The sequence below is a fragment of the Streptomyces boetiae genome (genome assembly GCF_031845405.1).
Lineage (GTDB): Bacteria > Actinomycetota > Actinomycetes > Streptomycetales > Streptomycetaceae > Streptomyces > Streptomyces boetiae.
Window position 1 is genome coordinate 25340 of the sequence record NZ_JAVREN010000035.1, and the last position, 22372, is coordinate 47711.

At 74.3% G+C, this 22372-nt stretch carries 20 protein-coding genes and 1 tRNA gene; 10 read left to right on the forward strand and 11 right to left on the reverse strand.

The annotated features are described in order from the left end of the window. Window positions 1–4 precede the first annotated feature (4 nt). Together egtC and egtD are read left to right on the forward strand one after the other, a co-directional pair. Window positions 5–733: an ergothioneine biosynthesis protein EgtC gene (gene egtC, locus RM780_RS20580; RefSeq protein WP_311632292.1), complete on the forward strand. Its 729-nt coding sequence runs from the start codon at window positions 5–7 to the stop codon at window positions 731–733. Between the two features lie 78 nt (window positions 734–811). Continuing rightward, window positions 812–1831 (forward strand): L-histidine N(alpha)-methyltransferase, encoded by a 1020-nt coding sequence (gene egtD / locus RM780_RS20585; protein WP_311632293.1) that lies wholly within the window; start codon window positions 812–814, stop codon window positions 1829–1831. Here the strand turns inward: egtD and RM780_RS20590 are convergent. Next, a complete protein-coding gene (locus tag RM780_RS20590) occupies window positions 1813–2721 on the reverse strand; it encodes an oxygenase MpaB family protein (protein WP_311632294.1) in 909 nt (302 codons plus the stop codon). The genes egtD and RM780_RS20590 overlap by 19 nt on opposite strands. 69 nt (window positions 2722–2790) lie before the next feature. Here RM780_RS20590 and RM780_RS20595 point away from each other — a divergent pair, with 69 nt between their 5' ends. From RM780_RS20595 to RM780_RS20605, 3 genes are all read left to right on the forward strand, one after another. Beyond that, window positions 2791–3399, forward strand: a complete 609-nt coding sequence (locus RM780_RS20595) for a TetR/AcrR family transcriptional regulator (RefSeq protein ID WP_311632295.1) — start codon at window positions 2791–2793, stop codon at window positions 3397–3399. 9 nt (window positions 3400–3408) lie between these two features. Further along, window positions 3409–3481, forward strand: a tRNA-Arg gene (locus tag RM780_RS20600). 680 nt (window positions 3482–4161) lie between these two features. After that, a complete protein-coding gene (locus RM780_RS20605; RefSeq protein WP_311632296.1) occupies window positions 4162–4869 on the forward strand; it encodes a hypothetical protein in 708 nt (235 codons plus the stop codon). A gap of 444 nt (window positions 4870–5313) precedes the next feature. On the opposite strand, the gene RM780_RS20610 is transcribed toward RM780_RS20605, so the two are convergent. Then, the gene (locus RM780_RS20610) at window positions 5314–6786 is read right to left on the reverse strand and encodes an MFS transporter (protein WP_311632297.1); all 1473 of its coding nucleotides are present in this window, start codon (window positions 6784–6786) and stop codon (window positions 5314–5316) included. 576 nt (window positions 6787–7362) lie between these two features. Between RM780_RS20610 and RM780_RS20615 the strand changes: the two genes are divergently transcribed. From RM780_RS20615 to RM780_RS20625, 3 genes are all read left to right on the forward strand, one after another. Continuing rightward, window positions 7363–7800 (forward strand): lamin tail domain-containing protein, encoded by a 438-nt coding sequence (locus tag RM780_RS20615; RefSeq protein ID WP_311632320.1) that lies wholly within the window; start codon window positions 7363–7365, stop codon window positions 7798–7800. 152 nt (window positions 7801–7952) lie between these two features. Next, window positions 7953–8555: an RNA polymerase sigma factor gene (locus tag RM780_RS20620; protein WP_311632298.1), complete on the forward strand. Its 603-nt coding sequence runs from the start codon at window positions 7953–7955 to the stop codon at window positions 8553–8555. Then, a complete protein-coding gene (locus tag RM780_RS20625; RefSeq protein WP_311632299.1) occupies window positions 8552–9142 on the forward strand; it encodes a hypothetical protein in 591 nt (196 codons plus the stop codon). The genes RM780_RS20620 and RM780_RS20625 overlap by 4 nt, the downstream gene beginning before the upstream one ends. Before the next feature lie 132 nt (window positions 9143–9274). Here RM780_RS20625 and RM780_RS20630 read toward each other — a convergent pair whose 3' ends face one another. The 5 genes from RM780_RS20630 to RM780_RS20650 all read right to left on the reverse strand — a co-directional run bounded on the left by RM780_RS20630 (window position 9275) and on the right by RM780_RS20650 (window position 16560). After that, a complete protein-coding gene (locus tag RM780_RS20630) occupies window positions 9275–9748 on the reverse strand; it encodes a hypothetical protein (RefSeq protein ID WP_311632300.1) in 474 nt (157 codons plus the stop codon). 116 nt (window positions 9749–9864) lie between these two features. Continuing rightward, window positions 9865–12819, reverse strand: coding sequence for an NHLP bacteriocin export ABC transporter permease/ATPase subunit (locus RM780_RS20635; protein ID WP_311632301.1), 2955 nt, complete (start codon window positions 12817–12819; stop codon window positions 9865–9867). Then, window positions 12819–14963 (reverse strand): NHLP family bacteriocin export ABC transporter peptidase/permease/ATPase subunit, encoded by a 2145-nt coding sequence (locus RM780_RS20640; protein ID WP_394813032.1) that lies wholly within the window; start codon window positions 14961–14963, stop codon window positions 12819–12821. The genes RM780_RS20635 and RM780_RS20640 overlap by 1 nt, the downstream gene beginning before the upstream one ends. Window positions 14964–15313: 350 nt before the next feature. Then, window positions 15314–16120, reverse strand: a complete 807-nt coding sequence (locus RM780_RS20645; protein WP_311632302.1) for an HlyD family efflux transporter periplasmic adaptor subunit — start codon at window positions 16118–16120, stop codon at window positions 15314–15316. 188 nt (window positions 16121–16308) lie between these two features. After that, entirely contained in the window at window positions 16309–16560 is a 252-nt protein-coding gene (locus RM780_RS20650; RefSeq protein ID WP_311632303.1) for a hypothetical protein, read from the reverse strand. A gap of 462 nt (window positions 16561–17022) precedes the next feature. Between RM780_RS20650 and RM780_RS20655 the strand changes: the two genes are divergently transcribed. Next, complete coding sequence (locus RM780_RS20655; protein ID WP_311632304.1) at window positions 17023–17286, forward strand: GlsB/YeaQ/YmgE family stress response membrane protein; 264 nt, start codon at window positions 17023–17025, stop codon at window positions 17284–17286. A gap of 190 nt (window positions 17287–17476) precedes the next feature. After that, window positions 17477–18340: an AAC(3) family N-acetyltransferase gene (locus RM780_RS20660; protein WP_311632306.1), complete on the forward strand. Its 864-nt coding sequence runs from the start codon at window positions 17477–17479 to the stop codon at window positions 18338–18340. A gap of 50 nt (window positions 18341–18390) precedes the next feature. Here the strand turns inward: RM780_RS20660 and RM780_RS20665 are convergent, their stop codons facing one another. The 4 genes from RM780_RS20665 to RM780_RS20680 all read right to left on the reverse strand — a co-directional run bounded on the left by RM780_RS20665 (window position 18391) and on the right by RM780_RS20680 (window position 22282). Continuing rightward, entirely contained in the window at window positions 18391–19020 is a 630-nt protein-coding gene (locus tag RM780_RS20665; RefSeq protein WP_311632307.1) for a DNA polymerase ligase N-terminal domain-containing protein, read from the reverse strand. Between the two features lie 81 nt (window positions 19021–19101). Then, window positions 19102–19956 (reverse strand): carbohydrate ABC transporter permease, encoded by an 855-nt coding sequence (locus RM780_RS20670; RefSeq protein ID WP_311632308.1) that lies wholly within the window; start codon window positions 19954–19956, stop codon window positions 19102–19104. Beyond that, window positions 19953–20951, reverse strand: coding sequence for a carbohydrate ABC transporter permease (locus RM780_RS20675; RefSeq protein WP_311632310.1), 999 nt, complete (start codon window positions 20949–20951; stop codon window positions 19953–19955). Before RM780_RS20675 ends, RM780_RS20670 begins: the two co-directional genes overlap by 4 nt. Further along, the gene (locus tag RM780_RS20680) at window positions 20948–22282 is read right to left on the reverse strand and encodes an extracellular solute-binding protein (RefSeq protein ID WP_311632311.1); all 1335 of its coding nucleotides are present in this window, start codon (window positions 22280–22282) and stop codon (window positions 20948–20950) included. The genes RM780_RS20675 and RM780_RS20680 overlap by 4 nt, the downstream gene beginning before the upstream one ends. Window positions 22283–22372: the final 90 nt, after the last annotated feature.

Consider the following 22372-nt stretch of genomic DNA (forward strand, 5'->3'; position numbering starts at 1 on the left):
GCGCATGTGCCGGCACCTCGCCTACCTCGGCCCCGTGCGTTCGCTCGCCGAGCTGCTCACCGAGCCGCCGCACAGCCTCTACCGGCAGTCCTGGACGCCCACCCTCAACGCCGATGGTTTCGGCGTGGGCTGGTACCCCCCGGGGGACGGCGCGGGCCCGGTCCGCTACCGGCGCGCCGTGCCGATCTGGGCCGACGCCAACCTCCCGGCTCTGGCCGCCGTCCTGCGCAGCGGCGCCGTCCTGGCCGCCGTCCGCTCGGCCACGCCCGGCACCAGCCTGGACGAGTCGGCCGCCGCCCCCTACACCCTGGGCCGCTGGCTGTTCAGCCACAACGGCCGCGTGGAGCAGTGGCGTTCGCTCCCCGAGGACCTCGGCGTCCCGCTCACCGCCGCCCAGGTCCTCGGCATGGAGGCGCACACCGACTCCGCGCTGCTGTGGCTGCTGGCCGGGCGCCGCCTGGCCGCCGGGGAGCCGCCCGGGTACGCGCTGGCCGGCGTCGTGCGGGCCACCGCCGCCGCCCGCCCCGCCGCCCTGCTCAACCTCCTCCTCACCGACGGGCGCGCCATCGCCGCCACCCGGCACGGCCACCCCCTCCACTACCGCAGGGACGCGGAGGCCGGCTCCGTGACCGTCGCCTCCGAGCCCTGCACCGACGACCCGGACTGGCACGAGGTCCCCGAGCACTCCCTCCTCCTGGCCGCCCCGGGCACCACCGAGGTCACCCCGCTCTAGCCGCGCCCGCTGCCGGCCGCGGGCACGCGAGAGCAGCACGAGGACCGCACGAGGACCGCACGAGGAAAGGCGCCGCACATGCCCGACCGCATCACCATCGACAACCGCCTGCCCGAGGACCACCGCGCCCGCTCCCTGCGCGCCGACGCCACCGCCGGGCTGACCGCGGATCCCAAGTCCCTTCCGCCGAAGTGGTTCTACGACGCGCACGGCAGCGTTCTCTTCGACCGCATCACCCGGCTGCCCGAGTACTACCCGACCCGCGCCGAGCGGATGATCCTTCGCGCCCACGCCGAGGAGATCGCCCGTCTCTCCGGCGCGCGCACCCTCGTCGAACTCGGCTCCGGCTCCTCGGACAAGACCCGCCTGCTGCTGGACGCCCTCACCGCCGCGGGCAGCCTCAAGCACTACGCCCCCGTGGACGTCAGCGAGGCCGCGCTGGCCGACGCCGCCGACGCGCTGTGCCGCGACTACCCGGACCTGCGGGTCGCCGCCACCGTAACGGACTTCGAGGCCGACCTGGCCCTGCCCGAGGCCGGCGGGCCCCGGCTCATCGCGTTCCTCGGCTCGACGCTGGGCAACTTCGTCCGCGAGCAGCGCGCCGCCTTCCTCGCCCGCCTGCGCGCCGCGCTCACCTCCGAGGGCGACGCCCTGCTCCTGGGCCTCGACCTCGTCAAGGACCCCAAGACCCTGGTGCGCGCCTACGACGACGACCAGGGCGTCACGGCGGCGTTCAACAAGAACGTCCTGCGCGTCCTGAACCGCGAGCTGCGGGCCGAGTTCGACCTGGGCGCCTACGACCACCGCGCGGTCTGGGACCCCGAGGCCGAGCACATCGAGATGCGGCTGCGGGCCCGCGTCGCGCACCAGGTGAAGATCCCCGCGCTCGATCTGACCGTGGACTTCGGCCGCGGCGAGGACCTGCGCACCGAGATCTCCGCCAAGTTCCGCCGCGAGACCGTGACCGAGGAACTGGCCGCCGCGGGCCTGGAGTTGGCGCACTGGTGGACCGATCCCCAGTCCCGCTTCGCCCTGCTCCTGGCCACCCCTGCCGCCGCCCCCTCCTTGGAGGACCCGCCTCAGCCCTCGGACGCGTAGCCGCGCGCCCCGTCCCCTCCCCGGTACCGGGCCGGCGCCTCCACCAGCGGGGCGCCGGACCGCCCGCGCCCGCGCGCCCGCCGCCACGCGGCCCTGGCACGCGGGTGGAACCGGTACTCGAAGGGCACCAGCCGCCACCCCGCCGCCACCGCCCGCCCCAGCAGCCGCAGCAGCCGCTCGTCCCGCGCCGACCAGCTCAGCCCCAGGCGTTCCCGCACCGCCGGGTGGTACAGACCCGTGGTCAGCCACACCATCCCCCGCCCGGCCGGCCCCGCGACCGCCCGCCACAGCGGCCCCGGCACCCGGGCCAGCGCCGGCGGCCTGGCCAGGTCGCTGACGTCCAGCACCGCCCGCGCGGCCGGCGTGACCTCCAGCACCTCCCGGCACATCCGGTCGTAGTACGCCTCGAACGCCGCCCAGTCCGCCGGCACGGGGCGCATGCCCATCCCGTACAGGCGCCACCAGCGCACGCTCTCCGCGTAGTAACGCTCCTTCTGCGCCGCCGTCAGCGGCGTCCCGAAGTACTCGCAGACCAGCACGGGCGTGAGCACGAACGTGGCGTGCGCCCAGAAGAACGTCCCCGCCTCCAGCGCGTGATAACGCCTGCCGCGCGCGTCCGTTCCCCCGATCCCCCGGTGGAAGTCCCGCACCCGCCGCGCGGTCTCGGCCGCGCGCTCCCCGTCGTAGACCACGCCCGCTATCGGGTACAGCGAGCGGAACAGCCGCTCCCAGCGCTCCTCGAAGAAACGCGAGTGCTGCTCGACGCCCGCGCCCAGCCCCGGGTGCATGTTCTGCATCGAGCCGGCCCACAGCGAGATCAGCATCCCGCGCCAGTCGCTGAAGATCCGCCACGCCACGGACTCGGGCCCCAGGGGCACAACTGACGACATGCGTCCTCACCCTAGAATTGAGGACACCTGTCGTCAACACGTCTCGTTACCACCTGGGGGACCCCCGCGATGCCGCCCGCCACCCCTCCTCCCCCCACCTGGGGCGGGACCACGCTGGACGCCCGCCGCGCCACCCGCCGCCGCGCCCTGCTCGACGCCGCCCTCGACCTGGCCGGAAAGCAGGGCTGCCCCGCCGTGACGGTCCGCTCGGTCTGCCGCGCCGCACGGCTCACCGACCGGTACTTCTACGAGTCCTTCTCCTCCCGCGACGCCCTCCTCCTCGCCCTCTACGACGAGGTCGCCGGCCAGGCCCTCACCGCCCTGCGCGAGGCCGCCCCCGACGCCCGCGCCGCAGTCGAGTCCTTCCTCGACGTCCTCACCGACGACCCCCGCCGTGGCCGCGTCCTCCTCCTGGAGCCCATGACCGACCCGGTCCTCGGCCGCCGCGGCGCCGACCTGCTGCCCGTCTTCGCCGACCTCGTCGGCTCCCACCTCGGCGTCGACCCCGCCGCCCCCGACACCCAACTCACCGCCACGGCCCTCATCGGCGCCCTCGCCGGCCTCTTCATCCGCTGGCTCGAAGGCACCCTCCCCACCGACCGCACCCACCTCACCACCTACTGCACCCGCCTCCTCACCGCCGCCCCCACCCTGGCCCACCCGGACCCGCTAGACTGACCGCGCCTCGCCTCCGTAGCTCAGGGGATAGAGCACCGCTCTCCTAAAGCGGGTGTCGCAGGTTCGAATCCTGCCGGGGGCACCGGATCAGACACGTGTGAACCCTCGGCCCCCGCGAGGGGGCTAGGGTTCGGGCGACAAGCTCCCGGCGGCGCTCAGCCGGTGCCCCGGGGCTGCTTTCTGGGCGTGAGCCATGGGCGCCCGCGCCAGGGCCTCCGTCAACGCAGTGCCGCCGCCTGTCCCGGCGCCGGGGCGAGCGCCGCTGCCAGGTTGCTTCGCTCTGCTCGGTCTTGGCCGTTGACGCGCCGAGTCGCCCTTCCCGCGGTCGTCCGGCGGCTCCTGTGCCGCTGCTGTCCCGGCAGCGACGAGCTCATCGGCATGGTGCCGCCGTAGATCGCCTCGCCTGCCTATGCCGCCGTGCGGTGAGCTCGGCCCTCTCGTTCCCGGAGAGGCCGGGGTACGCGGACGACAGGGCGAGGGGTGGAGTGGACCGGTCACAAGAGGGTCACAGTGGTCCGATGGGCTACAGGGCGGCACCCCGTAATGTCATGATACGGGCCTGATATCACATGGTCGGGTTGTCCACTCACCCCTGACCGCCCGCTGCCGCCGGATCGGCGTTTACCGGGTCCGCCTGCGTCTCTGTCCGTGCCTCTCCCGCATCGGTGGGGCGGCTCGGAAGACGTTACCGCCGAGTGGGCGGCCGGGAGGGCGGATCCGGAGGTGCCGTTCTCAAGTTCCGCACCAAAGGATGCCGTGCAGATGAAGATCGCCCTGCCCCTCGCCGTACTCGCCATGCTGGCCGCGACCGCCTGCCAGGGGGACGAAGCCGAGGGGAACGACGGGAACGCCGCCGCCGTCGCGGAGGAGACGCCGACCACCGCGCCGACCGCCCCGACGCCGAGTGCCTTCACCCTGCCCTCGCTGGAAGGCGAGGTGCAGGCGGCGGCCATGGACCTCCTGGACGACCACCACTTCCCGCCGGGTTCGCTCACCAACCGGCCCGCGCACGACGGGATCACCCTGCCCGTCACCAGCGAGGTCGGCGGCTGGGTCATCTGCTCCACTGAGCCCGCGCAGGGGGGCCGGATATCGAGTGATACGCGGATATACGTCTACCTCGCCGAGACCGTCGCCGAGTGCGCCGAGCCGGCTGCGGAGGAAACCCACACCCCCAGTGCGCCGCGCGCCCCTGAGGCGACCCACTCGGCGCCCCCGGAGCCCGAGCCCGAGCCCGAGCCGGAGCCCGAGCCGGAGCCCGAGCCGGAGCCCGAGCCGGAGCCGGCGGCCGACGCCCTGCGCACCTGCCCCAACGACGGCGACCAGACCGGCTACGCCTGCACCTCCACGGGCAAGGTCGTCGTGGAGGGCGAGTTCTGCGCGAGGGACGACCGGGGCCGTACCCTCAGGGCCACCAACGGGCGCATGGCCACCTGCGAGGACTACAACGGGTGGCGCTGGAACGCCTGATCCTCCGCCGGTGGGCAACCGCCGGGTGGGGCAGGCGCCCACCCGGCGTCCCCTCCCGCGACGACGTTCCCCCGCGGGGGCGTATCCGGCTGTTCCGTCGGCGTGGGCGGCTTGTCGGCCGCCGCGTGCCTGGGGCCGGTGACGGGGGACGAGTGGATCGAGTCCGTCCCTCTCGAATCGCCCGGCCAGTGAGCGGCCTTCGTCCACTACGAGCGGCAACTGGTCGGCCCGGACGGACGCAACGTCGGTGCATGTGGAAGTCCTCGCCCTGGCCGAGGCACTGGCGGATGTCGGAGCGGCCGTCGATGACCGCGTGGCGGCGCAGGCCGCGCAGGGACGGCCTGCGGAAGTGACCGGTGCGCGGCCGGCCTTCGGCGAGGCCCAGGCACGTGCCTGCGGCCCGGACCCCCCGTGAGGGGCCGGGCCGCGCGGGTGGGGCGGGGGTCAGGCGGGGGTCTGGACCGACTTGGGGAGGCGGAAGACCAGGGTGGCGGCGATGAGGGCCAGGCCGAGGTTGCAGAAGAGGCTGACGTTGAAGGCCGTGGTCGCCGTTTCGGGGTCCATCGCGTCGTCGTGGCCGCCGACCAGGGTGAAGTAGATCAGGCCGAGGAGGGCGATGCCCAGGGCCCAGGCCACCTGGATGACGGTCTCCAGTACGCCGCCGGCGGCGCCGGAGTCGCGGGCGGGGACGCCCTGGAGGACGAGGGCCATCAGCGGGCTGACGCCCAGGCCCTGGCCGAAGCCGATGACGATCAGCGAGGGCGCCAGGGCGGCGATGCTCAGGTCCGTGCCCACGGCGGCCGTGGTCAGGATGAGGGCGAGGACGCCCACCGCGTTGGCCATGTAGCCCAGGACCAGGACGCCGCGCGGGCCGAGGCGCGCCGTGATGCGCGAGGCCAGCAGGGAGGCGGCCATGAACGCGACGGCCAGCGGCGTGAACGCCAGTCCCGACTCGGCCGCGGAGAAGTCCAGGCCGAGCTGGAGGGCCAGCGTGAGGATCAGGAACAGGCCGGAGTTGCAGGCGAAGAACGCCATCGCGATGCCGGTGCCCACGGAGAACGGCCCGTTGCGGAACAGGTCCATGCTGACCAGCGGGTCGCCGCCGCGGCGGCCCACGGCCCGCTCCCAGCCGAGGAAGGCGAAGAAGGCCGGCACCGACAGGACGAGCATGGCGATCATCCACACGGGCCAGTCCATCTCGCGGCCCAGGACCAGCGGCAGGAGCAGCAGGACGAGCGCGAGGGTGAGGATCACGCCGCCGATCGGGTCGAGGCTCGGGCGGTGTGCGTTGCGGCCCCCGGGCAGGGTCAGCATGGCGCCGGCCACGGCCAGCAGGCCGAGCGGGATGTTGATCAGGAAGATCGTGCGCCAGCCCAGGTCGAAGAGGTCGAGGCTGACCAGCATGCCGCCCACGAGCTGGGCGCAGATGGAGGCCAGGCCGATGGTCGCGCCGAACACGCCGAAGGCGATGGCCTGTTCACGGCCCTTGAACATGGTCTGAAGGCCGGAGAGCACCTGGGGATAGAGCATCGCGGCACCGAGCGCCTGCACCACCCGGAAGACGATCAGGGCCTCGGCCGTGGTGGCCAGGGAGCAGGCCAGGGAGGCGGCCACGAAGAGGAGGACGCCCGCTACGAAGATGCGCCGGTAGCCGAATATGTCCCCGAAACGCCCTCCCGTGACGAGGAAGAGGCCGTAGACGAGTACATAGGCGCCGATGATGAGTTCGAGCTGGGCGAACGTGGTGTTCAGGTCGGTATGAATGGAGGGAGCCGCGACGTTGACGATGAAGGAATCCAGGATGGCCAGCGTGGTGCCGATCATCAGAACGGCCAGCGCCCACCATCTGCGAGGCGAAGGGGGTGATTCCTCGGTCGTCGCGGGAGTGCTATCGCTTTGTATGTCTTGAACGGTCATTGCCCTTCCTTCGGCATGAGGCGATCGGCATGGCTGATCTGCTCGGCGGGAGCCCGGAACGGCCCGTGAGCTGGCGTTTCGTGGCGTTGTGGGCAGGCCGGGGCAGAGGGAGGTGCGGGAGGAGGCGTCGCGGAAATGCGGCAGTTCAGTGCTGTGCGCCGGAATGGGGAGCGGGCCGGCCGCATTTCGGTGCGGCGAATGCGCGGGTATGTGCGGGCCGGACGGCAAGCGTCCGCTGGGGCATGCGTCCTCCTGCGGGGAATTGCGGGCGGTGGGAATGCGTACGCAAGAAGTACAGCGGCGGCGCGCGGCGCGGGCAAGGATTGCCCGGAGCGGCGAGACAACTCGGCCAAGTTGACGCAATGGCGGGGAAGAGACGGGCCCGGGGAAGGGGGCGCGCGAGGTGCCGGCGTGCGCCCGCAGTTCGGTGTCGTTCCTGTAACGGACCTGCGCACGACTCGTGAACATCCTTAGGGTGGCACCCGCCCGCCGTACCCGGCGGGCGCGCGGCGCCCCGCCGCGCCTCCACCGGCCCCAGTGAGGCACGACGTGATCCGTATCCGCACCCGCACCCGCATGCTCGTCTCCCTCGCCGCCGTCGCAGGCTGCGCCGGCCTCCTGCTGCCCGCGCAGCAGGCCCAGGCGGCGGGCTCCGTCCACCTCTACAAGATCTACTACGACAGCCCGGGGACGGACCGGGGTGCCAACTCCAGCCTCAACGCCGAGTACGTGCAGATACGCAACACCACCGGCTCCAGCGTCAGCCTCCGCGGCTGGACCGTCCGCGACCGCGCCAACCACACCTACACCTTCGGCTCCTACACGCTCGGCGCCGGCAAGACCGTGACCGTCCGCACCGGCAGCGGCACCAACACCTCGGCCAACCGCTACCAGAACCGCTCCTGGTACGTCTGGAACAACGACGCGGATACCGCGACCCTGCGCCGCTCCAACGGCACCACCGCGGACACCTGTTCCTACAACAGCACCCGGTACGACTACCGCATGTGCTGAGCCGCACCCCACGACGGAGGCGGAGCCCCGGCGTCCGCCTCCCCAGGGGGAGGGAGCGAGTGGGGGGTGTGAAGAGGCGCGCGCCGGAGTGGGGCGTTGCGGGTGCCAAGAGCCGGTTGCGAGCGGCGTGCGGGGGTCGGCACCATGCTCGGGTGGGGTTGACGGGACGGGGGGAACGCGGGCCGGACGCGGGCGCGGAGGACGGGGCGTTCGACGCCGTCTTCCTCGACCTGCTGGAACGGCTCTACCGCCGCGCCGCGCTGATGACCGGCTCGCGGCAGTCGGCGGAGGACGCGGTGCACGAGGTGTACCTGAAGCTGGCGCCGCACCCGCGGCGGCTGGTGGACCACCCGGAGCCGTACGCGTATGCGTTCGCGACGCTGGTGAGCGTGGTGCGCGACGCGTGGCGGCGCGAGCGGCGTCAGGTGCCCGTGGGGCAGGTGGACGACGGCGTCCTGTGGGAGACGGCGAACGGCCGGGGCGGCGGGTCCGTGGGCGGCGCGGTCGGCGGGGCCGTCGGCGGCGTCGGCGTCGCCCCGCTGGACGGGGGAGTGGAGCGCCGCGTCGCCGAACTGGAGGCGGTGCGGTTGCTGCGGCAGCTCTCGCTCCGGCAGGCGGGAGTGGTGATACTGGTGGACCTGGACGGCTACACCATCGACCAGGCCGCCGACATCCTGCGCCTGCACCGCGGCACGGTCAGCAGGACGCGGCTGCGGGCGCTGCGCAAGCTGCGCGGCCTGTTGGGGGCGGCATGACGGAGGACGGGCACGAGGGCCGCGAGGGCCGCGAGGGCCACGACGACCGCACGGTCGCCGTGCTGCGCCGGCGGCTGCGGGCCGCGGACGAGGAGATCGCGCCGCCCCTGGGCCTGTGGGACCGCGTCCGTGCGCCCGGGCCCGCCACTCAGCCCCCGCGCCCGAGCGCCCGGTGGCCCGCCGTCGCCCTCGCCGCCGTGGCCGTGGCCTTCGTGGCGGCCGGGACGTGGTGGTGGGTGCGCCCCGCCGCGACCGAGCAGCCACCCGCCGGGCCCGGCCCCGGCCTCGAACTGGCGGTCTACAACGCCGAGGAGCCCTGCCAGGAGCTGCGCACCCTGGAGTGCTCGCTGGGCCTGGCCCGCGACCCCTACGCGGAGTACGCCGCCCCGGAGAACGCCGCCGGCCGGGTCTGGCACGGCGACCGCCTGGAGGCCTACTGCGTGGTGGCGGACGGCACGCCGATCATGGACGAGGACGGCATCTCCTCCACCCGCTGGTACCGCGTGCGCACGGCCGGGGGCAACGAAGGCTGGCTGCCGGGCGTGCGGACGCGCAACGAGCGGGAGGTCCCCTTCTGCGAGGACTAGCGCACGCCCCAGGACGCGCGCCCGGAAGGGCGGCGCCCCGCACCGTACCCCCGAGTGCCTGAAACGGCCGGTGCGAGGCGCCGGGTCAGCGGTGGCGGGACCCGGCCGGGGACCCGTCAGCAGCACTCGGCGTCAGTACCACTCGGTCCGGGCCAGGGCCGTGTCGCCGCAGAAGAGCACGGCGCGGGCCTGCCGGCCGTCGAGGTTGTTGGCGATCATCGTGTACGCGTAGTCCAGGCCCGGGTCCACGGTCTCCCGCATCCACACGATGGAGTTGCCCTCCAGGCGGTTGATGTGGGCCGAGCACTCCTGGGGGGCGTTCTCGACGCGGGCGAAGGCCCCGCAGTCGCCGTGGTAGTAGAAGCGCAGCGTGAGGGTGCGGCCGTTGTACTGGGCCGTCCGGGTCGCGCCGCCGGGAACGTCCGGCTGCCCGTAGGCGCCCGAACAGGAGGTCTCCTCGGGGTAGAGCCCCTCGCCCGGCAGCTCCCCGTAGCTCGCGCTCCAGCTCGCCGCGGCCTGCGCGGGGGGCGAGGCGAGGGCGACGAGTCCCGCCGCCGCGACGGCCCCCGCCAGAAAGGACCGGGCCCGGGTCTTGGTGATGCGCATGTGCTGACCTTCCGGCTCTGGTGCCGGCCCCCTCTCCCCGAGGACCGGTCAGAAGGCATACGGAGAAGGGACCCACGCCGTATGACACCGGAGGGACGGAAGAAGTGTGAGCTGCGTCACGCCAGTTGGCGGCGGACCAGCTCGTGGAAGAGGCCGCCGGTGTCGGCCAGCAGCTCGGCCGGCGGGCCCTGCTGAACGATCTTCCCGTCCGCCATCGCCAGCACCCGGTCCGCGTCCAGGATCGTGCTCAGGCGGTGCGCGATCACCACGCGCGTGGCGTTGAGCTGCCGGGTGGCCGCCATGACCACCCGCTGCGCCTCGTTGTCCAGCGCGCTGGTGGCCTCGTCGAAGAAGAGGACGCGCGGCTTGCGGATGAGGGCCTGCGCGATCATCAGACGCTGCCGCTGGCCGCCGGAGACCGTGCCGCCGCCGTCCGAGAGGATGGTGTGCATCCCCATCGGCATCGCCTTGATGTCCTCCGCGAGCCCCGCCAGCGCCGCGGCCTGCCACGCCTCCTCCAGCGTGAACGCCTCGGCCCCGCAGATGCATTCGAGGAGCGAGCCGCTGAAGGGCTGCGCGTGCTGGAGGACCACCCCGCACTGCCGCCGCACCGCCGCCTGGTCCAGTGCGGACAGGTCCTGCCCGTCGTAGAGCACGCTGCCCGCCACCGGCTTGTCGAAGCCGATCAGCAGCCGCAGCAGCGTGGACTTCCCGCAGCCGCTCGCGCCGACCACGGCCACGAACTCGCCCGGCTCCACGCGGAAGTCGACCCCGTCCAGCACCAGCGGGCCGTCCTCGCTGTACCGGTAGGAGAGCTGCCTGGCCTCGATCCGGCCGCTCAGCTCGCCCGGCGCCGCGCTGCCGCCGCGCACCTCCGGCAGCTCCCGCAGGATCGGCCGCACCTGCTCGAACATCGGCAGCACGGCCGCGGCCGACAGCAGCGCGCCGGTGAGCTGGGTGACCGAGCCCAGCAGCATCGTCATCGCCGTCGAGAACGTCAGGAACTCCGCCGCCGACATCGAGCCGCGCGCGGGCCCGGCCAGCAGCATGAACATCGCCAGCGTGCACAGCGGCAGGTAGACCGCGTTCAGCACGGTGACGACGTTCTGGAGCCGCCCGGCGCGCTGCTGGAGCTCGCGGGTGCGGGCGAACTCCCCGGCCCAGGCGGCGTAGGCGAAGCTCTCGGCGGCGGCCACGCGCAGCTTCGGCAGGCCGCGCAGGGTCTGGAACGCCTGGTTGTTCAGGCGGTGGGAGATCCTGATCAGCCGCCGCTGGTACCGCAGTTGCCACAGGCCGAGACCCAGGAAGACGGTGGCGGCCACCAGCAGCATGCCCAGCGCCGCCAGGGCCATCGGCACGCTGAAGAACAGCAGCAGCGCCAGGTTCATCGCCCCCGCGCCCACGGCCTGAACGCACACGGGCGCGACGCCCGAGAGCACGCGGCGGATCGCGCTGATCCCCATGGCGGCGGAGGCCAGTTCGCCCGTGGAGCGGCCCGCGAAGAACGTCGTGGGCAGGCGCAGCAGCCTGTCCCACACGGCCGGCTGGAGGGTGGCCTCGATGCGGCCCTCCATGCGCAGCAGCGCCGCGTTCTGGAGCAGCATGAACGCCGCCGACACCACGCAGGTGGCGATCAGCGCCAGGCACGCCTGGGTGATGCGGGAGGTGTCGGCGTTGGGCACGTAGGAGCCCAGCACCCGGCCGGTGACCAGTGGCACGAACGCGCCCAGGCCGATGGCCACCAGGCCGCCCAGCAGCAGCCGGGCCAGCTCGGGCCGGGTGCCGTGCACGCTGAAGCGCACCAACTGGAGCAGTCCGGTGGGGCGTTCGGGCAGCGGCCGGTAGAACATCTCGGCGCGCGGCGCGAACGCGGCGGCGTTCTCCGGGCCGATCCGCTCCCGACGCCCGCTGACAGGCGAGACGGCGTGGTAGCGCCCGCGCCGCCACAGCAGCGCCACGGGCGTTCCGTCGTCCTCGCGGTGGCCGACGAGCGGGCCGGCGTTCTCCCGCCACCAGCTCCCCGTCAGCCGGATCGATCGGGTCCTGACCCGGGAGGCCAGCGCCACCCGCTCCACGGGGTCAAGGCGCTCGGCGCCCGCGCCGGCCTTCTCCGGCTCGCGCAGCGCGATGCGGGCCTCCCGCGCGACGAGGCGGCAGGCGGCGAACGCGGCGTCCGCGTCGGCCCCCGAGCGGCCCGAACGGCCCGCGCGGCCCTGCCGGTCGCCGGAACGCCCGGGGCGGCCGATCGCGGCCAGCAGCACCTGGTTGGCCTGGGTGTCGGCGGTCTCGCCCGCCTTGATCCCGGCGGCGGTGCGGTCGGCGTGGGCGCGCTCCAACTGGTCGATCCAGCGGTCCAGGGCGTGCAGCAGGCGGTACTGCTGGTCGACCATGCCCTGCCACATGGCGGCGTCCAGCAGCAGGGTTCCGGCGGCGTGGCCCTCCCAGGCGGCGCCGTACTGGACGCTGCCGGGCACGATCCGGATCCACAGGATGTCCTCGTCGGTCCCGGTCCCGGTCCCGGCCCCGCCCTCGGCCCCGGCCCCTTCCGGCCCCGCCTCGTGGACGCCGTCCAGCGGCGCCTGGTAGAGCACGCGCAGCCCGCGCCCGATGCCGCGGCCGAACGCGTCCTCCAGCGGGCTGAGCCGGGGGGGCTGCCCGGGGCCGTGGGCGGCGTACCACTCGGCCTGCCAGGAGCTCGCGTACTCGGGGTGGAGCTGGTGCAGCTCGATGCGGCGCAGCAGGGTGCCGCCCAGCGGGCGCGCGATCAGGGTGTGCTCCGGGCCGTCCACCGGGCCCAGCAGCAGCGTTCCGGCCGGGAGCCGGCCCAGGGAGTGCCAGGGGCCCTGGGCCGCCCGGTCCACGGCGAACAGGTCGAGCCCGCCGGCCACCACCAGCCACAGCACGTGCGGCCCCTCCAGCGTGAGTGAGCGCAGCCCGGCGCAGTCCAGGGGCGTGCCCAGCTCCCCGAGCGCCGCCACGACGGGGTCGGGCAGCGGGGGAGCGGGGACGGCGGCGGGAACGGCCGGGGCGGCGGAGGCGGCCTGCGGGACGGGGCCCTCGGGCGTGGTCATCAGTGCTCCCTGACCAGCCGCGCGTAGGCGCCGCCCGCCGCGACCAGGTGCTCGTGCCGGCCGCGCTCCACGACCGTTCCCCGGTCCAGGACCAGGATCTCGTCGCTGTCACGGACCGTGCTCAGCCGGTGCGCGATGATCACGCAGGCGCAGCCGCGGCGGCGCAGGTTGTCCATGATCAGCAGCTCGGTGGCCGCGTCCAGCGCGCTGGTCACCTCGTCCAGCACCAGGACGGTCGGCCGCCGCACCAGGGCGCGGGCGATCTCCAGGCGCTGGCGCTGCCCGCCGGAGAAGTTGCGCCCGTCCTGCTCGACGCGGCTGCGGATGCCGCCGGGCCTGCGCGCGACGACCTCCAGCACGGCGGCGTCGCGCAGGGCCGCGGTGACGGCCTCGTCGTCAATGGAGGGGTCCCACAGCGCGACGTTGTCCCGCACCGTGCCCTCGAAGAGGAAGACGTCCTGGTCCACGAAGGACACCGAGGAGGCCAGTGCCCCGCGCGGCACGTCCTCAAGCCGCGTCCCGTCGATGCGGATCGTGCCCTCCCACGGCGCGTACAGGCCCGAGATGAGGCGCGAGACCGTGGACTTGCCGCTGCCGGAGGCCCCGACGAGCGCCACCTGCTGCCCGGGGCCGACCGAGAGCGAGAAGTCCTTCAGCAGCGGCGGGTCCAGCGGGCTGTAGCCGAAGGTCACGTTCTCCAGCACCACGTGGCCGGTCAGGCGGCGGGTGCCTCCGGCCGGGGCGGGGCGGGAGAAGAGCGGGTCGACGGGGAAGTTCTCCACGTCCTTGAGGCGGGTGACGTCGGCGGCGAAGTCCTGGATGCGTCCGGCGACGCCGTTGAGCCGGGTGATGGGCGCGGTGAAGCTGGTGACCAGCGACTGGAACGCCACCAGCAGGCCGACGGACAGGGCGCCCTCCACCGCGCGCGGGCCGCCGATCAGCAGGATCAGCGCGCTGTTGAGCCCGGCCAGCGTCGGGGCGACGATGCCCAGCCATGCGCTGGGGACGCCCAGGCGCTGCTGCACGTCCAGGGTGGTGGCGTGCTGCCCGGCCCAGCGGCGGAAGAAGCCGTTCTCGCCGCCGGTGGCCTTGATCGTCTCGATCAGCGTCAGGCCGCTGTAGGCGGTGTTGGTCAGGCGGGCGCTGTCGGCGCGCAGCTTCTGGGTGCCGGTGGCGCGCAGGCGCAGCACGACGCGCATGGCGACGACGTTCAGCAGCGCGATCCCGATGCCGACGACCGTGAGCTGGGGGTCGTACGTCCACAGCAGCAGCGCGTAGAGGACGACGACGGTGGCGTCCACGCCGGCCGCGGCGAGGTCGCGGGCCAGGGTCTCGGCGACCGTGTCGTTGGACTGGAGGCGCTGCACGAGGTCGGCGGGGCTGCGCTGGGTGAAGAAGGTGACGGGCAGCCGCAGCAGGTGGCGCAGGAAGCGGGCGCTGCCCAGGGTGGAGGCGATGACGCGCCCGCGCAGCAGGTTGGCCTGCTGGAGCCCGGTGAGGGTGGCGGTCAGGAGCAGGGCGGCGGCCATGGAGGCGAACAGCACGCCCAGCAGGGAGTCCTGGCCGCCCAGGAGGAAGGTGTCGATGTAGGTGCGGCTGAGCGCGGGCACGCAGGCGCCGACCACGACCAGCAGCAGACTGGAGAGGACGGCGGCCAGCATGGTGCCGGACATGCCGCGCAGCCGGGCGGGCATCGCGCCCAGCACGCCGGGCCGCCGCCCGCCGCGCCGGAAGCGCTCGCCGGGCTCGAAGGTCAGCAGCACGCCGGTGAAGCTGGTGTCGAACTCCTCCATGGGCACGAAACGGCGGCCCTTGGCGGGGTCGTTGATCCGCACGCCGCGCCGGCCCAGGCGCCGGGTCATGCCCTCGTAGACGACGTAGTGGTTGAACTCCCAGAACAGCACGGCGGGCGCGGCGACTTCGGCGCCGAGGGCGGCCACGTCCATCTGCATGCCGCGGGCGGTGAGGCCGTAACTGCGGGCAGCCTTGAGGAGGTTGCTGGCCCGGGAGCCGTCGCGGGAGACGCCGCAGGCCACCCGCAGCTCCTCCAGCGGGACGAAGCGGCCGTAGTGCCCGAGCACCATGGCCAGCGCGGCGGCCCCGCACTCCACGGCCTCCATCTGGAGGACGGAGGGGGTCCGCACCGCGCGCGGGCCGCGCAGGGGGCGCGGGGTGCGCCCCCGGGGAACCGCGGCGCGGCTGCGGCGGGACCGGCCCGCGCCGCCGTCCGTGCCGCGGCGGGCCGCGGAACGACCCGGCCGCGCGCCGCCGTTGCCGGGGCCGTCGGGCTTCGCGCCGCCGTCGGACGGGCGGCCGTTGGAGGAACGCGCCCTCGGCGCCCGGCCGCCTTTGGCCCCGTCGGGCGGGGGACTGCCCGGCGCGGAGGTTCCGGGCGCGGCGCGGCCCCGCTTGCCGCGTCCCGCGGGGGCGCGTCCGTCCGCGGCGCGGCCGGCCTCGGCGGCGGGTGGTCCGGCCGGGCCTGGCGGCGGCGCGCTCACGGCAGGAGCCAGTCGACGGGGCGTTCCTCCGTGAGGCGGACGCTGCCGGAGACGGGGGTGGCGGACTCCACGGGGAACGGCGGGCCGTCCGAGGAGGACCAGCGGTAGCCGGACTCGGTGGTCGCGGAGGGTTCGAGGGCCACCACGACCGGGACCGGGCCGCCCTCGGCGGCGAAGGCCGCCGCCAGGCGCTGGTCGCCGAGGAAGCCCAGGAGCTGCTGCTCGGTCTGCGGGACCCGGCCCACGGCCTCGACCCGGCCGCGCAGCACGCCGAACTGCTCGCGGGGCGCGGACTGGACGCTCAGGTCCACGGAGGCGCCCACGGGGATCGAGGAGCCGCGCGCGCCCGGGACGTAGAGCACCGCGATCAGCGGGGCGTCGGGGTCGGAGACGCGCTCCAGCGTCGCCACGTCGGCGCCGGTGGTGACCACGGAGCCGGTGCTGGCGACCAGGGTGGTGACGCGCCCGCCGGCCACGGCCGTCACGGGCTCCTCGCCGCGCTCGGTGCGCACGGTCAGCAGCGGCTCGCCGGCGCCGACGACCTCGCCGACCTCGGCCAGGACCTCGGTGACCTGCCCGGCGACCGGGCTCTGCAGGAGGTAGCTGCCCTCGGGCCCGGTGAGGATGCCCGGCGCCTCAAGACGCGCGGAGACCGAGCCGGTCAGGGCCCAGAAGGCGGCGGCGGCCATCACGACGACGGTGACGGCCAGCACGAGCCGCCCCTGCGGCCTGGCAAACCGCACCGGCAGGTCGAGCTCCTCGGGCGACTGGAGCTTGGAGAGCGCTTTTTGACGGAACTCCACGGGCTGGCACCTCACTTGTCCGCGTGTAGCGGGCGGCGGGCCGTGGGCAGCCCAGAACCCCGGCCCGCTCGGGCGCCGGGGTTTTGGGCGGACTCACGGGCGGACACGCGCCGTCCGGGAGGTCGTGCGACGCATCCGGGCGGCGACGCTGCCGCCCGGGCGCGTGGTCATGCTCGCGTGCGGTCGGGTCAGAGACCGAGCGGGCCGGTGACGGCGCCGGTGTTCACGCTCACGCCGGTGATGTCGGTGACCTGGCCGGTCACGTCGCCGACGAGGCCGTTCACGAACTGGGTGGTGGCCAGGCCGTTCACCAGGCCGGAGACGTCGCTGGTGACGGCGCCGACCAGGCCGCCCTCAACGCTGACCAGGCCCGCCACACCGCCGGCAACGGCGTCCAGCTCGGCATCGGCGATCTCACGGGTCTCAAGGTCGTTACGCATTGCGCACTGTCCCTTCGCAATATGGGGGGTTCGTCAACGGCGCTCGGGAGGCTGTCGGCGCACCCGCGGCGACCGCTGCTGCGGTGCGCAGGATGAAAACATGCGAACGGGTGCGCGGACCACTCCCTGGGTGGGTAGGGATGGCCTGGGGCGTCGCGCCGCGTGGGGCGTGTGCGGCGATGTTCGCCAAAGACGGCCAACTTTTTCGCGTAATGGTCCACGGGGCCGCTGGGGCGCGAGGGGGTCAGGGTGCCGCAAGCCCGTCCGTAACCCGCCATCCTGTGTATATCGGCTCATGTGATCGATGGGCATGCTTTGCCCGGTTTTCCGTGTGTGAGATGTGGAGATCTCGTGTTGATCTCTCCCTCGCGCGCATCCCTCCGGGCGGTAGCCGAGCCCGGAGGACTGGTCCGGCGCGGGCGGGGCACCCGTGGCGGGGCAGTCGAGCGAAAGGTGTGAAACATGGAGATCTCCGGCATCATCAGCGCCCTCATCATCGGCCTGATCATCGGCGTCCTGGCGCGACTCGTCCTGCCCGGCCGCCAGCACATCGGCCTGCTCCTCACGATCGCGGTCGGCATCGTCGCCGCCCTGGTGGGCACGGCCATCGCCAACGGCCTGGACGTGGGCGACACGGACGGCGTGGACTGGGTCGAGTGGCTGATACAGATCGCGCTCGCCGCGGTCGGCGTCGCCGCCCTGGACCGCGCGAAGGTCCGCCGCTGATGCCGGCGCCCGGGAGTTCGCCGGTTCCCCGATCCGGCTGATCCGGCCCCGAGGCGGCCCCCACCGCGCGTAGCACCCCGCCCGCAGGGGGTAAGACCGGGCCGAACGCGGGTGGAGGCGGGCCCCCCGGGCGACCACCCCGGAGGCCGCGCCTCCCCGCGAGGACACCGCTCGCCGGGAGGGGACGGGAATGATGACGGGGACGGCGGTCACCGGCCGCGAACTGGCCGAGGCCGTGGACCGGCTGGGGCTCACCGGCCGGCCGGTGATGCTGCACGGCTCGCTGCGGTCGTTCGGCAGACCCCTGGCCGGCGGGCCCGACGGGCTGCTCGACGCCCTGCTGTGGCGCGGCTGCACCGTGCTGGTCCCGGCCTTCAGCGAGCCGTACTTCGACGTGCCCCCGCCGCCCGGCATGCGGCCCGAGCGCAACGGCGTCGACTACGCCGCCTTCGGGCGCCGCCCGCCGCTGCCCGACGGCCCGGTCTACTCGCCCACCTGCGGCCTCATATGCGCCCGGATGGGCGCCCTGCCGGCTGCCCTCATCGCCCGCGGCGGCGCCCGGCGCGGCCTGCACCCGCTCAACTCCTTCGCCGCGCTGGGCCCGCTGGCCGCCGAGCTGGCCGGCGCGCAGACCCCCGCCGACCTGTACGCGCCCGTGCGGCTGCTCGCCGAGCACGGCGGCTCGGTGCTGCTGGCCGGGGTCGGCCTGGACCGGATGACCGCCCTGCACCTCGCCGAACAGCGCGCCGGGCGGCGGCTGTTCGTCCGCTGGGCCCGCACCGGGGACGGCCGGGTAGCCATGGTGGAGGTCGGCTCCTGCTCCGAGGGCTTCCCCCGCCTCGGCCCGCGCCTGGCCCACCTGGCGGCCAGCACCACCGTCGCCGCCTCCCGCTGGACCGCCTACCCGGCCCGGGAGATGCTGGACGCCGCCGCGGCCCTCATCGCCGCCGACCCCACCCTCACCCGCTGCGGACACCCCCGCTGCCGCGCCTGCCCCGACGCGGTCGCCGGCGGCCCCCTCGGCCCGGCACCCCTGGAGTGGCGCGGCGCCTGAGACCCCCTGGCGCAGGGGGCGTTCGCCCGTCCAAGCCCCGGGCCCGCGCGTCAACTCCCTCGCGAATGCTTGCCGTTCTCGTCGTGCGCGACCTGGCGCAACGTCCGGCCCGTGCGCGCCGAGCGGGCGCGGGCCGGGTCGGGCGTTCCCTGCCTGCTGTTCGCCGCGCCGCCGCGGGAGTTGGCCCGCTTCACCAGCAGCCACGCCTCGCCGCGGCCGTCCCGGCTCGCCCGCCGGAACCGGGTCAGCGCCCAGTCCCCGCGCAGCTTGCGGCCGTTGAGGCGGAACGACAGGTGCCCGCGCTCCAGGCCCCCGTCCACCGGCTCGGCCTCCTCGTAGGTGCCCTCGTCCCAGATGATCACCGTGCCCGCGCCGTACTCGCCCTCCGCGATGACGCCCTCGAAGTCCCGGTAGTCCAGCGGGTGATCCTCGGTGGGCATGGCGAGCCGCTTGTCCTGCGGGTCCGTCGAGGGCCCCTTGGGCACCGCCCAGGACTTCAGCACCCCGTCCGCCTCCAGGCGGAAGTCGAAGTGCATCCGGGAGGCGTCGTGCAACTGCACGACGAAGCGCGGCCGGTGCCCGTCGGCCGCCGCGCCGCCGCTGGGCTCGGAGGTCCGGGAGAAGTCCCGCCGGCCCCGGTACCGCGCCAGCCGGTCCGCGTCCTCTCGCTTCGCATTCACCCCCTTATCGTCACAGATCACCCGCAAGGCCGCACCCGCTGCGGACGCGGGTGCGGCCCTTGCCGTTCGGTCGGCGCCCGGTCAGCCCTTGAGCGCCCCGTCCGTCAGCCCCGAGAGCACCGCCCGGCGGAAGACCAGCACCAGCAGCGCGATCGGCACCGTCGCCGCCATCGCCGCCGCGAAGATCACCCCGTAGGGCACCTGGTAGCGGTCCCCGTACAGCGCGATGCCCACCGGGATCGTGCGGGCGTCGTTCTCGCTGTTGAGCGTCAGCGACATCAGGAACTCCGTCCACGTCGCCGTGAACGTGAAGACACCCGCCGTGAACAGCGCCGGCCCCGCCTGCGGCAGGATCACCGAGAACAGCGTCCGGTTCGGCCCCGCCCCGTCGATCGTCGCCGCCTCCTCCAGCTCGCCCGGCAGGTCAAGCAGCGCGTTGCGCAGCATCCAGATCGCGAACGGCAGGTGGAAGGCCACGTACGGAACGATCAGCCCGGCGTGGCTGTTGAGCAGGCCCAGCTCGCGTTCCACCAGGTAGAGCGGGGTCACCACGGCGATCACCGGGAAGACGGAGATCATCAGCAGCCCCACCATCACCGGCCCGCGCCCGCGCATCGGCATCCGCGCCAGCGCGTAGCCCGCGAACAGCGCCAGGCCCAGCACGATCGCCGTCGCGCTGACGCACACCACCACGCTGTTGAGCAGGTAGCGGTCCATGTCGGCCGCGTCCAGCGCGTAGCGGTAGTTCTCCAGCGTCGGGTCCTCGGGGAACGGCCGGGGCGGGCTCGCCCCCGCCTCCTGCGGGCTGCGGAAGGAGGTCACCGCCATCCAGTACAGCGGCGCCGCCGTCACCACGACCAGGAACAGCCCGCCCACGGTGACCGGGTTGAGGTAACGCCGCACCCCGCGCCGCCGCCGGTACCTTCCGCCGCTCATGCCGCACCCTCCGCGTTCCGGCCGCCCTCCGCGTTCTCATCCACCTGCGACCTGAACAGCCGCAGGAACAGCAGGCAGCAGCCCAGCACCAGCACCCCCGTGGCCGAGGAGACGGCCGCACCCATCCCGAAGTCCAGGTCCTGGAAGAGTGACTTGTGGCCCAGCACCGCCAGGGACTGCGTCGCCGTGCCCGGCCCGCCCTGCGTCAGCACGAACGGCAGGTCGAAGATCCCGAACGCCTGGAGCACCCGGAAGAGCACCGCCACCGCGATCACCGGCCGCAGCGCCGGAAGCACCACGTGCCGGAACGCCGTCCAGGCCCCCGCCCCGTCCACCTCCGCCGCCTCGTAGCGCTCGCGCGGGACGCGCACCAGCCCGGCCAGCACGATCACCGCGACGAAGGGCGTCGTCTTCCAGATGTCCGCCACCGCCATGCCCGTGATCGCGGGCGCCGGGGTCCCCAGGATCACCGGGGGCTCGCTCAGGAAGAGGCCGAAGAACCAGGTCACCGCGCCGTAGGTGGCGTTGTAGAGATAGCCCCATAGCTGCGCCGAGACCACCGTGATCAGCGACCACGGGATCAGCAGCAGCGCCAGCAGCCAGCCGCGCGCCACCTCCAGGCGCTCCAGCAGCACGGCCACGGCGATCCCCAGGACCAGCTCCACGGCCACCGTGACCAGGGTGTAGCCGACGGTGAACACCAGGGCGTCCAGCCACGCCTGGCTGGCGAACATCGTCGTGTAGTTCGCCAGGGTCCACTCCTCGACCCGCAGGCCGTCGTAGGTCGGCCGGACCCGGGCGAAGCTGATCACGATCGAGTAGACCACCGGGAAGACCGTCACCGCGCCGACGACGATCAGCGCCGGGGCCGTGTAACGCCAGCCGGTCCTGGCCCGCCGCTCCCGCAGCCCGCGCGGCGCGCGCCGGCCCCTCGCGACGGCGCCCGCCGCGGCCGTTGCCCCTGCCGCTGCCCCTGTCGTCCCACGGAAACTCACAGCGACCTCCCCGCCAGCGCGTCGGCTATCTCCGAGCGGGCCGCCGCCAGGGCGTCCCCGGGCGCGGTGCGGCCGTTGAGGACCGTGTTGACGCGCGTGTAGATCGCCTTGCTCACCTGCGGGTAGCGCGGCGTCTGCGTCGGGCGCGGCACCAGCCGCACCTCCCCGGCCAGGGCCAGCGTCGGCGTGCGCGAGGCCCGCGCCTCCGCGCTCTCCCGCAGCGAGGTCAGGGCCGGCAGGTACGCGCTGGTGCGCATCATCAGCGCCTGCGCCTCCTCCTCGGCGCAGAAACGGGCGAACGCCACCGCCGCGCCGAGGTTGCGGCCGTGCGGGTTGACGAAGTTGCACCAGCCGCCCAGGCAGCCGTGGCCGCGCGCGGGCCCGCCCTCGAAGCCGGGCCGCACCGCGACCCCGACCCGGCCGCGCACGGGTGAGTCCGGGGCGTCCACCACGCCCCACACGTAGGACCAGTTCCGCAGGAAGAGCGCCCCGCCGCCGGTGAACGCGTCGGTGGCCTCCTGCTCGCGGAAGGTCGCCGCGGCGCGCGGCAGCACGCCCGACTCCGCCGCCCCGGCCAGCCAGCCCAGGGCGCGTTCCCCGGCCCGGCCGCCGAAGGTGACCTCTGTCCCGTCCGCGTCGAGGATGCCGCCGCCCGCGTCCGCCACGAACTCCGCGACGTTCGCCGTCAGCCCCTCGTAGGCCGCGCCCTGGAGGACCAGGCCGGTCTCCGCGCCCCCCGCGCGCCGGACGCGCGCGGCGGCCTCCGCGACCTCCTCCCAGGTGCGGGGTACCTCGATCCGGTGCCGCTCCAGCAGGTCGGCGCGGTAGAACAGAAACGCCTGGTCCCCGAAGAACGGGAACGCGTACACGTCCCCCTCCCAGGACAGCGCCGTGATCACCTCCTCGGGATAGGCCCGCCAGTAGTCCCCGGGGACGACCGGGGACAGCGGGGTCGCCAGCGCGTTGTAGGCGAACTGGCCCGGCCAGGCCACGTCGCCCATGTACACGTCCGGGGTGGCGGCGCCGGAGACCAGCGCCGTGGACAGCACGGTGCGGCTGATGTCGGTGACGGCGGGCGCGTTGACGATCTCCACCTCGATGTCGGGGTGGAGCTCGCGGAACGCCCGGATCAGGTCCGTGCGCAGGTCGCCGCCCTCGTGGGTGGCCATCGCGAACGACCACCAGCGCAGCGTGGCCGGGCCGGCGGGCCCGTGGGCGGCGGCCTCCAGGTCGGGCGCGCCGCCGGGGCCCGCGCCGCAGGCCGTCGCGGCCAGGGCGGTGCCGGCCGCGCCGGCGGCGGTCGTGAGCAGGGATCTGCGGGTCAACGCCATGGGTGCGCTCCCGAAAGATGGGGGAATGGGGGGACGTGGGGCGTGGGGCGCGGGGCGGACGGGGGCCGGCGGGCCGCCGGAATGCTCTGT